Source organism: Pseudoalteromonas sp. BZB3 (genome assembly GCF_040104455.1).
Classification (GTDB): Bacteria; Pseudomonadota; Gammaproteobacteria; order Enterobacterales; family Alteromonadaceae; genus Pseudoalteromonas.
The window spans coordinates 277,746-289,906 of record NZ_JBECOS010000009.1 but is presented as its reverse complement, the minus strand read 5'-3'; the positions used below and the strand labels follow the sequence as shown (position 1 = coordinate 289,906).

The window sequence follows — 12,161 nt, the reverse complement described above, 5'->3', positions numbered from 1 at the left end:
ACACGTAGAATACTGCATTAATTCGATCCTAATTGCATTAATCATGATCAAAAACGCACAAATTCACTTTAATGAATCAGGCACACCGGTTGCCGACGACTTCGATGATGTTTATTTCTCGAACGATGATGGTCTTGCTGAATCTCACTATGTTTTCTACGAAAATAACAACATTTCAGCGCGATTAACCTCACACGATCAAAAACACTTTGTAATCGCAGAAACTGGATTTGGTACAGGTCTTAATTTTTTAAATACTTGGCAGCAATGGCGTCAAATCGAAGGTAAAAAGGCGAAATTACATTTTATTTCTTTTGAAAAGTTTCCAATAAAACAGTCGGAACTTGCTAAAGCGTTAGCAGCTTGGCCAAGTCTAGCATCTCTATCAGAGCAGCTTTGTAAGCACTATCCGATTGCACTTGAGGGTTGCCATCGCCTTGAATTTGACAATGGCCGTGTAGTCCTTGATTTATGGTTTGGTGATGTGCATAACACTTTACCTAAAATGAATTTCACCCAACAAGGTATTGTGGACGCTTGGTACCTAGATGGCTTTGCACCAAGCAAAAACCCAGATATGTGGACACAACCATTGTTCAATGCCATGGCGAATCTGAGCCGAGACAATGCAACATTCGCGACATTTACTGCCGCAGGTTTTGTCCGTCGTGGATTGCAAGAAGCTGGGTTCGAATGCAAAAAAGTAAAAGGCTTTGGTCGCAAACGTGAGATGGTTGTTGGTCAGTTAAATACCGCTAACAGCTCACACAATACACCTGAGTTTTACAACTTAAACAAAAGGCCACTCAATAACGTTGCCATCATTGGTGGGGGCGTTGGCTCTAGCTGTTTACTATATCATTTAGCTAAGCGTGGGATTAGCGCTACTTTATTTTGCCAAGATGATGCACTTGCGAAAGGCGCCTCACATAATCGACAAGGCGCGGTTTACCCGAATCTACAATCTGAAAATAGCCCATCAAGCGAGTTCTATGCCCACAGCTATTTATATGCATTAAGGCTATACAAAGATATTGCCGCGCAAGGTTTTGAATATGACCATGATTGGTGTGGCGTTTTACTGCAAGCGGTAAATGACAGCAAAACACTGCAACACAAAAAGTTAGTAGAAAAAGCGGTATGGCCTGAGGCACTGATTTATTCAGTGAATGAGTCACAAGCCAGCGAACTAGCTGGTACTGAATTACCCTACTCCGGTTTGTTCTTTCCTGAAGCTGGCTGGGTAAACCCATCACAGTTGACCCATGCTTTATTTAACGCTGCTAATACATTGCAAAACGTGCAAACGCATCTCAATACAGACATTAAAACTTTAGAGCAAAGTAATGACGGTTGGTATTTAGTTACTGAAGACAACCGATTTGGTCCGTTCTCTGATCTATTTGTTTGCGCTGGTGAGCACAGTGACAGGTTCGAGCAAACAAAAGACATCGGCTTACACGGTGTCAGAGGCCAAGTCTCACATATTAGATCTGGAGAAGTATCTGATAAATTAAAAACCGTACTGTGTCATAAAGGTTATTTTACGCCAAGTAATGATGGCCATCATTGTATGGGTGCCACCTTCGATAAACATACTAAAAGTCGTGAACTGAAAGACGACGATAATGTCACCAATAAAGCACAGTTAATGAAGTTTTACGAACAGAGTGACTTTGCGCAAAGCCTGGGTGAAATTACTTCAGCGAAAGCTGCTGTAAGATGCTGTTTCAACGATCACTTACCTATGCTCGGCCAAGTACCTGAAAAAGCAGATTTATGTCATGCCTATGCAAATTTAAGCAAAGGTAAGCAATACGATTTTTCTGAAGAACAAGTACCTTATGCGGGGCTTCATATCGTTACAGGTTTTGGGGCACGAGGCTTATGCAGCGCGCCATTAGCAACCGAGCACTTGATTGCCAAACTATGCAACGAACCAAGCCCTTATAGTTTAAGGGTCAATGAGGCCATACACCCTAACCGCTTTATTGTCAGAGATCTTATTCGTAATAAGATTTAAGCACTAAAACAGAAAAGGCGACCTAGGTCGCCTTTTGTATTTTTAAAACCAATGAAAACTAAGGTTTTGCTATCTGAATAACTACTCGGCGGTTTTTACCACGACCTATAGCATTGTCATTCGGTTGCACGTGGCGCTTCTCACCAAAGCCTTCTATTTGAATTTTATCTGCTGGCACGCCCATACTCGCCATATAGTCTTTTATCGCTTTAGCACGTTTTTTTGAAAGCTCCATATTTATCCATCGACCGCCGTAGCTGTCGGTGTAGGCCGAAATAAAGATAGATTCAATATTGTCATCGTTTTTAAGATACTCACCTATCATCTCCAGGCGTTTACGGGATGACTTGGTTAGATCGCTAGAGTTCTTTTTATAATTCATTACCGTAAAAGCAATGTCTTCAAAGCTGTATGGCAGCAAGTTATCTCGGCACTGTAAGAACGCCCAATAAGCTTGTCGAAAGTTTACAGAGGAGAGCGCGACAGAAATGCGGTCGGCACTATTTTGCCAATCTTTATAATAGAATGTTGGATGAAAGCCTTTTTCAAGCTCTGTGAGCATCTCCCATGAGACATCATTATTTAATTCACCATCAAACTTTTTTAACAGCTGCATTTTACTGATATCGCGAACTGGCACGCCTGCTCGCCATTGTGGTGGTACAGATTGCAAGCCAGCAAAGTCATAAGTCTCTGGGCGCACAATCATGTCAAGGTTAAAAGTCAGATCTTTATTTTTACTGGCTACGACATTAAAAATAGCTTCGCCATAATATGGGATCTCATGATGCAAAGCACAAGAAAGGCGTTTGGTCTTATTTAAATCCCAATTTGAACTGTCAGTGTTTGCGCTATACTGGCGCATAGCCGCATCCGCAAATCCAATGTCTGCGAATAACAGCCCTAAACCGAATAAATATGCTTTGTACTTCACAACTTTCTCCGTACTGACAAAATAATGCCGCTTTGATTATCTCAACAACTAAAAGCAAGAAATATGCCGTAAGCCTTATCACTCAATAAAGCTTAGTCATTGAAACATATTTCGGGTCGCAAAAATCTATCTAAACAGTATAATACGTCCCTTAAATTCATAACATAAGTGCATTATGGCAGATCAAGATCAAACTTTATTTTCCCAACGCTTTCGTGGGTTCTTTCCTGTTGTTATCGACGTAGAAACAGCTGGCTTTAACAAAGACACAGATGCCCTATTAGAAATCGCTGCCACAACTTTAAAAATGGATGATGAAGGTATTCTAAGTTTAGATCAAACTCTACACTTTCATGTAAAGCCTTTCGAAGGTGCAAACATCGAGCAAGCTGCCATTGAATTTAACGGCATTGATCCGTTTTCAGAATTACGTGGTGCTGAAGATGAAGATGTTGTGATCAAAGAAATCTGTAAAATGGTGAGAAAAGCTCAAAAAGCTGCGGGTTGCTCTCGCTCAGTGGTTGTTGCACATAATGCTGCGTTTGACCATGGTTTTTTAAATGCAGCAATAGAGCGTAACAAAATAAAGCGCACCCCTTTCCACCCATTTGTAAGCTTTGATACTACCTCTTTGGCAGGTCTTGCACTAGGCCAAACTGTGCTTGCAAAAGCGTGCCGCACAGCTGGTATTGAATTTGATAATAGCCAAGCTCACTCAGCCCTGTACGACACCGAGCGTACAGCCGAGTTATTCTGTTTTATCGTAAATAAATGGCAAGCATTAGGTGGTTGGCCACTACCTGAATTAGAAGCAGAAGAAGACGAAACAGAAGCGTAGATTTTTATTAATAAAGAATAGAAATATCTAAACTTCTCTCATTAGATAAACAACTTTCACCAGACATAAAAAAACCGCTTATTGAAGCGGTTTTTTTATTGCTAACTTAACTTTAACTTTAATACCAACCTCAATAATAAAGTGGTCTATTTGAAGTACTATTAAAGCTTGAAATACTTTATAGGTATTGGCCTAGTGCTTTAACCTGGTCGATCATACGGTTAGAGAAACCCCATTCGTTGTCGTACCAAGCCATAACTTTAACAAGCTTACCATCAACCTTAGTTTGCGTTGAATCAAATACTGATGACGCTGGGTTGTGGTTGAAGTCAATTGAAACTAGCGGAAGTTCGTTGTACTCAAGCACTTCAGCCATTGCACCTTCAGTTGCAGCCGCTTTAACCGCAGCATTAACTTCTTCAGCAGTTGTTTCGCGAGAAGCAATAAAAGTTAAATCAACTAAAGATACGTTAACTGTAGGAACTCGAACCGCCATGCCGTCTAATTTGCCAGCAAGCTCAGGTAACACTAAACCAACTGCTTTTGCAGCACCTGTTTTAGTTGGGATCATAGACTGAGTTGCACTACGTGCACGGTAAAGATCTGGGTGATAAACATCAGTTAGCACTTGATCGTTTGTGTAAGCGTGAATGGTTGTCATGCTACCTTGTTCGATTCCAATTGCATCGTTTAATGCTTTAGCAACGGGTGCAAGACAGTTAGTTGTACAAGATGCATTTGAAATGATGTTACTAGCAGCGTTGATCACTTCAGAGTTCACACCGTGAACAACCGTTGCATCAAGATCAGTACCTGGCGCTGAAACGATTACTTTTTTCGCGCCCGCTTCAATGTGCTTAGCTGCAGCATCACGTGACGTGAAGATACCTGTACATTCTAATACGATATCAACGTTAAGCGCTTTCCAAGGCAGGTTAGCAGGATCGCGTTCTTGCGTAAGCGTGATTTCGTCATTACCAATCACTAACGTATTTTCAGCTAGCACAACTTCTTGGTTGAAACGACCATGCACTGAATCAAACTGAGTTAAGTGCGCATTCACGTTAGCAGGTGCTAGGTCGTTGATAGCGACAATTTTAATTTCTTCGTTTTGACCAGACTCGTATAGCGCTCGTAAAACATTGCGACCAATACGGCCATAACCATTAATTGCGATATTAATCATTTTCAGTTCCTCGACTATTTTACTTCACTTGCTTGTTTCGCAAGCGCTTCGATCGCCTGCCAATCTTTATTTGCGATAAGTTCTTTATCTAACATCCAAGTACCACCAACACACACGACGTTATTTAAGGCTAGGTACTTAGGTGCAGTTGCTAAGCTAATACCACCCGTTGGGCAGAATTTAACTTGTGGTAATGGACCACCAATTGACTTAAGCATTGGTGCGCCACCTGCAGCTTCTGCAGGGAAGAATTTTAAAAACTTAAAACCATGTGACGCTAAATTCATCACTTCACTTGGTGTTGCTGCACCCGGTAAAAATGGAATGTCAGTTTCTTTAGCTAGCGCTAAAAGCTCATCATTTACACCAGGACTCACCATGAAGTCAGCACCTGCTGCTACTGATGCTTCGAATGTTGCTTTATCAATCACAGTACCTGTGCCGACATAAGCTTCTGGTACTGCTTCTTTCATTAGCTTTACCGCTTCTGCCGCCACCGGTGTGCGAAGGGTAATTTCTAGTGCTTTTAGACCACCGTTATATAACGTTTTTGCTAACGGTACAGCGTCTTCTAAGTTTTCAATCACCACCACTGGTACAACTGGTGCTGATGTTAAAATGTTTTCAATACTCATCTTGTTCCTCATTCCCAATGCTTTTATTCTTCTAGTCCAAAGGCACTTGCGCCTAGGTCTGCACTGCTTACGATATTTCTGAATCCTGCGAATAACTCACGGCCTGTGCCATAAGTTGGCTCTGTATGGCTGATCACATGCTCACGCTTTGCTAACTCTTCATCTGATACATGGAGAATTAAGTCGCCATTTGGTGCGTCTAATGTGATCAAGTCACCATCATGAATTTTAGCGATGACCCCGCCTTCAACAGCTTCTGGTGCTAAGTGGATTGCTGCAGGTACTTTACCTGACGCGCCAGACATACGGCCGTCAGTCACAATCGCGACTTTGTAACCTTGGTCTTGAAGTGTTGCCATTACAGGCGTTAATTTATGAAGTTCTGGCATGCCCTTAGCTTTAGGGCCCTGCTCTTTAATCACCGCAATAAAGTCTGTGTTTAACTCACCTGCAGCGAACGCATCTTGTAGTGCAGCTTGAGAGCTAAATACCTTTGCAGGCGCTGATACAGTTTGGTGTTGCTCTTGAACCGCAGATACCTTGATAACCGCTTTACCAATGTTGCCAGTTAGTAGCTGAAGACCGCCTTGCTTATTGAATGGGTTGCTCACAGGGCGAAGTACTTCGTCATCTAATGAGTTTTCAGGACAAGGCACCCACTTCACTTTGCTTGGACCTGTGTTGCTAGACATAATTAAATTGTCATCAACATCTAACACAGGCTCTTGGGTATAAGCATCTAGGCCTTCACCAACAATAGTCTTCACATCATTGTGTAAGAAGCCACCATCACGTAGTTCACGCATCAAGAAGCCCATGCCACCAGCTGCTTGGAAGTGGTTAACATCCGCAGAACCATTTGGATAAATACGTGTCAGAAGAGGCACAACTTCAGAAAGCTCCGCCATGTCTTTCCAAGTGATTTGAACACCTGCCGCTTTCGCCATAGCAACTAAGTGAATTGCGTGGTTTGTTGAACCACCAGTAGCTAGCAAACCAACTAAACCATTGATCACTGTTTTCTCGCTAACCACTTCACCGATTGGGTTTGCATCTTTGCTTTCGATAAGTTGCTTAAGCATTAACTCAACCGCACTGCCCGTAAGGCCATCACGTAACTCAGTGTATGGGTTAATGAAAGAGCTACCAGGAAGGTGAAGACCCATGATCTCCATCAGCATCTGGTTTGAGTTTGCAGTACCATAGAAAGTACAAGTACCCGCACTGTGGTATGACGCACTCTCTGCCTCAAGTAACTCTTCACGAGATACTAAGCCTTGTGCGAACTTTTGTCGTACACGTGCTTTTTCTTTGTTTGGAATACCAGACTGCATTGGGCCTGCTGGTAAGAAGAAAATTGGTAAATGACCGAATGAAAGCGAACCAATTAATAGTCCCGGTACGATTTTGTCACACACACCCAAACAGAAAACACCATCAAATACATCGTGTGAAAGTGCAACGGCTGTAGACATCGCAATCACGTCTCGTGAAAACAATGATAATTCCATACCATCACGACCTTGAGTCACACCATCACACATAGCAGGTACACCACCAGCAACTTGTGCGGTCGCATCATATTTTTCTGCAATCTTTTTAATTAAAGCTGGATACTCGATGTAAGGCACATGCGCTGAAAGCATGTCATTGTATGAATTGATAATTGCTAAGTTTGGTTGCTCATCAGCTTTAAGGCGATCTTTATCTGAGCTTGAACATGCAGCCATAACGTGAGCTAGGTTGCCACATCCTAAACCAGCGCGCACACGTGTTTGTTTTTTTGCTTCTTCGATGCGTGCTAAGTAGGCTTGGCGTGTTGCTTTGCTGCGTTCGATAACACGCTCTGTGACGGCTTGGATACGAGGATGTAACATAAAATTCTACTCTACTCAAAATTTAAGAGGATAAAAGGCTCAGTACAATTAAAGACTCCACTCTAAATGTACCGAGCATCTTTAGATTTACCCGTTCAAAGGTACGCTATCAGGTTGTCTCTCACCTCAACCTGACACCGGTGTCATATTATTGAGCCACAAAGCTGACACCGGTGTCAACACCTAACCTTGAATTTAGTCAAAGATTCATAAATGAACAAATTTCAGTTGTGTGAGAAAAAGCTGTACTCTTTTCAGAGGAAAAGATTACAACTAATTACAGGGTCTTGATTTATATCAAGTTTTAAAGCTGGAATAGTTTATAGGAACAAAAAATGTAAAGGCTCCGAAACACTGGAGCCTTTAATTGAGAAATGAAATTTAATTTAAAATTTAAGACAAAAACTGTTGAGTAATTTTGCCTTCGTCCAATTTGACTAAATGCGGTGGATAAATACGCGTAAATTGTTTTGAATCTTTTGCGATTGTTACCTCAATGCCTGGATGCATTAACTCATTGACTTTAACCCTGCTGCTCATCAACAAGCGTCTAAGTTTTTGCTGAACTAACTTCAAATTACGCTGATTTCGTTGATAATGTGTATTTAACTGTTTTTCATTAGCCAAAAGTTTATTTATATAGGCCGCCCTTTTTGGCGTATCAGGCGCTTTTGAGGCTTTCATTTTGGCTCGTGTTAATGCAACAGCTTTATCTGCAAGGCGTTTTTCAAACAGCTTGAACTCGGTTTGCTTTTCTTTTAACTCATGAAACGATTGAGCGATGGCAATATGCGTTTTAGTGCCTGAGGGTGCACCTAATTCTCCAGTCTCAATACGTAATGCATTTAAAACCTTACCACCTATTAACTTTCCTCGAGGCGTATCGCCTTTTCCAACTCGGATGAGTCTTCTGGAAGATAAATTACAATGCAAAGCCTGCTTTTCGATTAATAGATCTTGCTCAGTCTCGATATGCACATATTGCGCATATCCAATTGAAATGCTTCTTTTGGCTTTAATAAAACAAGAAAAATCTAACTCTTCCGTTACTTTTCGACCAACCGCACCCTGTACGATGGTAATGGCATTCTCACTTTGTAAATCAGCTGATTCAACAAAACCCAGAACCGTTATATCTCCAGTTGCTTTTACTTTCATGCCATCTTTGACATCACCGCTTATAATAATCGAGCCATCAAACTCTATATGGCCCGTAGTAACATCAACGTCGCTGTAGCATAAAACATCATCGACCCGCATCCCTCTTGGCAAGGCGACAGGTACACCTTTAGCATCTGCAATTAACAAATTTGGGTCTTTATCTGAAATTTTGGTGCCTTCAAGGACCTCAATTGCAAAGTTTTTCCCAGGTTTAGCCTCTATTACATCACCAAAAACAGAGTAACCTTGTGAGCCTTCTGTTGCTGGAATTCGCTTCATTAGAGGGCTACCCGGCTTAACCGTGATAATTGCGCCTAAATCGCGCATATCTACTTTGCCACCATCTTTCTCTTGCGGACTTAAAACTCTATCTTGCGCTGTCATGCATAAACGCACGAATCGTGCATCTGTCCCATCTTTTGCACGCTGACCATGTGCAACAATGGCACTGTATTGGGCGCCTGGAGGTTGTTCGAATTGTTGGCCTAAACATTGTTCAAGTGCATCACGATTGACACCTTTCACAACGCCAGCTTTTTGAAGCGCCGCTTTCGCGTCATCTAGAGATATGATTTTACCACCGCAAGCGGTTGTCACTTGCGCGTTGGCCATCATGTTTGATTCATCAACTTTGATCATGATTGATGCATCAATCGCTTTAGCAACAACCAAAGAATCTTTACCGTAGTCATCACCAGATGAAAACAGTTTGCCTATATTGGCATGAATAACTTCAAAATCAGCATAACTTGACTGTTCTATCAACTCTAAGAGTTGCGAAGCGCTAGCAGGGAACCCTGACTCGATAGGGTGTGACAATAAGTACACATATCCATCACCCTCATCAAAACGAAATAATGACATAAGTCTTTCCACACTACGGTTTATTATTATTGGCTAAAACACGACCAAGCCATTTCACCACAACCTTTGGGGATTGTTAAGCTGATTCTTCTTAATCAAGTTACAAAGCTTAAAGAATTGTAAATGGCGTTTTTTTGAACGCAATTAGCAGGAATATTCTAAGTAAACATTTCCTATTAGTTACATAAACTTATCGGCCAACAGTACAAGCTCTTTAAATAAAAATACTAAATTACGAATAAAGGCTTAATTTACATGCGTAACTAATTTAGAGACTAACAAATTACATTACAGACAAAATTTCGTGTAGTAAACAAGAAAGAGATAAGCTAACAAAAGAGTATGAAATTTAATATTAGAAAAGACTAAAAAGGCAGAGCTTATTGCGCTCTGCCTTTTTGATTTATCTGAAACTTGGCATTATTGCAGGCAAACCTGGTAACAAACCCACGAGCGCCATCACACCCGTTAAAACTACAAACATAATAAGTGGAATGATCCAGCGGTTCATTGAACTCAGCTCCTTACTTCGCTCCTTACAACCGATTAAACCTAAGTTATCTAACAACATAGTTAAAGACCAACCAAACGCCGGATTAACCAATGCCGAAGAGAAAACAACAATGGCTGCTGACTGAGTTGTTTTACCTTCTCGCGTCATTTCCATACCCGCCTCAAGCAAAGGAATAAACACTCCAACGATTAAGGCTACACACAATACTGGCTGCCAAATGGCTAAATCCATTGGGTAACCCCAGATACTAGCAATGACACAAAACAATGCCGTTAAAATCGCACCGGCAGGAATTGGACGTTTCGCTATAGCTGCTGGCACAATGTAAGTCCCCCAAGATGAGGTGAAGTTAGCACCACCTAAAATAGAGCCTAACGTCTGGCGTATAGACGCACTCGTCATCGTATCGTCAATGTTCATTTGTACTTTTTCAGTACGGGCCGGATAACTGATTTTTTGAAAAACTTGATGACCTAAGAAGTCAGGTGACCACATAGCGACAGCTAAAATGGCAAAAGGTAGTACTACAATAAAGCTTTCAAGCGTAGGTAAACCTAGCATCCAACCCGTGTTTTCACCCCACCAATACATTGGGTTCATGTTTGGTAGGCCTGGCCCTGTTTTAAACTCAAATGGCGCGCCAAGCGCAAAAGCAACACCACCGCCAAGTAAACAACTTAATGGCACTGCAAGCCAACGCTTTTTAAAGTGCTCTAATAACGCATATAAAACGATGGTACTGAGAATAATTATGAAAGCGATATGTGACATATCAATGCCTTTAGCCCACACAAACAACTTCTTTACTTGCGAAGTTGTGCCAATAAACCCAAGGTACAATAGCAAACCACCACACACCCCTCGACTAGTAAGCCCAGCCAAAACACTCCCACCTTTACTGATTGCCAGTAATAAGCCAAATGCCCCTATGAGCAAACCGAACGCCATAGGGTGACCACCCGCCGCAACCACAATAGGAATAAGAGGAATTAAAGGCCCATGGGTACCCGCTAAGTTAGCTGTTGGTAAAAAAAAGCCAGAGAACAGTAAAATAAATAGAGCGACTATCAGTAACTCATAGCGCACATTTTCCAGAATAAAACCTTCGCCTAGCCCTAACGGTGCGGCAAAGGTTGCGGCAATTGCGCCCACCATCACAATTTTACCTATGGTCCCCGCCATAGCTGGAATAGTGTCTTCTAATTCAAATCGGTAGTCTTTAAAAGGCAGGTTTGGCCGCCAGCGTTTTGGCTGCATGATTTGCAATTCATGCTCTAGATATTCGTCGCGTGTTTTAAATTCTGAACTTGCACGGTGTAAATTTTGATAACTGCCTTGTTGGGCTGACTCGCCTCGGTTATCTAAATTCGATGTTGTCATCACATCTCCTACTTCGGATGTTAGTGTTATTTAATGCCACAAGAATAAAGCAACTGGATTTGAAAAGAGCTTAGCAATAAGTCGAGTATTTCATCGTATTATTTAATGAGTTCAACTATTCCTTACTATGAATAGCTCAACTAACACACAACCCGCATAAATATCAGCCAACTCATTAATTAATGATAACTTTTAAAGTGATTAATGATTGCGAAGCAAATTTATAGACGTTAGAATGCAATCACTAAGTCACTTTGTGACTCTGAATACAAATTCAGGGGCTGATTAGGATTCGACAGGATTCATGAAGCCTGAGGTGCATGTCGAGGGGCGGTTGGCCTCGTAAAAAAGCCGCATTTAAAGTAATCGCAAACGACGATAACTACGCTCTAGCGGCATAATAGCCCGCTAGCACTCCTCCAAGAAATGCTTGTGGTTCTGGTTCTGGAGTGTCACCCTACACAAGATCGCTGCGGAAACCCTGGCCGGGGTTGAAGGGCTAAAACTAAGCGGCCTCGCCTTTATTTATCGTGTTCGTCCGAGACTTAAAGGTTAACCAATAGACGATACTAAACATGTAGGACCGAAGGTCGACGCTTTCTGGACGGGGGTTCAAATCCCCCCAGCTCCACCAAACGTATAAATCAAGACATCTCAGGGTGTCTTTTTTTATGTCTAAAATTAGGCACTTACACGCCATTCTCTTCTTATCCCGTATCAACGCATCTCACCACATCTTTGTGTTATGG

8 protein-coding genes and 1 other RNA gene are annotated in these 12,161 nt (G+C 41.8%); 3 read left to right on the top strand and 6 right to left on the bottom strand.

The features are described from left to right. Positions 1-43: 43 nt before the first annotated feature. Positions 44-2,023 carry a bifunctional tRNA (5-methylaminomethyl-2-thiouridine)(34)-methyltransferase MnmD/FAD-dependent 5-carboxymethylaminomethyl-2-thiouridine(34) oxidoreductase MnmC gene (gene mnmC / locus ABMY35_RS09435; RefSeq protein ID WP_349285975.1) on the top strand — a complete coding sequence of 660 codons (1,980 nt, stop codon included), beginning with the start codon at positions 44-46 and terminating at the stop codon, positions 2,021-2,023. 58 nt (positions 2,024-2,081) lie between these two features. On the opposite strand, the gene ABMY35_RS09430 is transcribed toward mnmC, so the two are convergent. Further along, complete coding sequence (locus tag ABMY35_RS09430) at positions 2,082-2,924, bottom strand: OmpA family protein (protein WP_349286124.1); 843 nt, start codon at positions 2,922-2,924, stop codon at positions 2,082-2,084. 208 nt (positions 2,925-3,132) lie between these two features. Here ABMY35_RS09430 and rnt point away from each other — a divergent pair, with 208 nt between their 5' ends. Next, the gene (rnt, locus tag ABMY35_RS09425) at positions 3,133-3,795 is read left to right on the top strand and encodes a ribonuclease T (protein WP_349285974.1); all 663 of its coding nucleotides are present in this window, start codon (positions 3,133-3,135) and stop codon (positions 3,793-3,795) included. Positions 3,796-3,973: 178 nt separating this feature from the next. Here the strand turns inward: rnt and gap are convergent, their stop codons facing one another. The 5 genes from gap to ABMY35_RS09400 all read right to left on the bottom strand — a co-directional run bounded on the left by gap (position 3,974) and on the right by ABMY35_RS09400 (position 11,412). Continuing rightward, the gene (gap, locus tag ABMY35_RS09420; RefSeq protein ID WP_349285973.1) at positions 3,974-4,981 is read right to left on the bottom strand and encodes a type I glyceraldehyde-3-phosphate dehydrogenase; all 1,008 of its coding nucleotides are present in this window, start codon (positions 4,979-4,981) and stop codon (positions 3,974-3,976) included. A gap of 14 nt (positions 4,982-4,995) precedes the next feature. After that, positions 4,996-5,616, bottom strand: a complete 621-nt coding sequence (locus ABMY35_RS09415) for a bifunctional 4-hydroxy-2-oxoglutarate aldolase/2-dehydro-3-deoxy-phosphogluconate aldolase (protein ID WP_349285972.1) — start codon at positions 5,614-5,616, stop codon at positions 4,996-4,998. A gap of 23 nt (positions 5,617-5,639) precedes the next feature. Then, a complete protein-coding gene (edd, locus tag ABMY35_RS09410; protein WP_349285971.1) occupies positions 5,640-7,493 on the bottom strand; it encodes a phosphogluconate dehydratase in 1,854 nt (617 codons plus the stop codon). 393 nt (positions 7,494-7,886) lie between these two features. Then, positions 7,887-9,518, bottom strand: a complete 1,632-nt coding sequence (locus tag ABMY35_RS09405) for a FapA family protein (RefSeq protein ID WP_349285970.1) — start codon at positions 9,516-9,518, stop codon at positions 7,887-7,889. Positions 9,519-9,921: 403 nt separating this feature from the next. Then, on the bottom strand, positions 9,922-11,412 hold the full coding sequence (locus tag ABMY35_RS09400; protein WP_349285969.1) for a DUF3360 family protein: 1,491 nt from the start codon (positions 11,410-11,412) through the stop codon (positions 9,922-9,924). Positions 11,413-11,689: 277 nt separating this feature from the next. Here ABMY35_RS09400 and ssrA point away from each other — a divergent pair. After that, positions 11,690-12,046: a transfer-messenger RNA gene (ssrA, locus tag ABMY35_RS09395) on the top strand. The last annotated feature ends 115 nt before the right edge of the window (positions 12,047-12,161 follow it).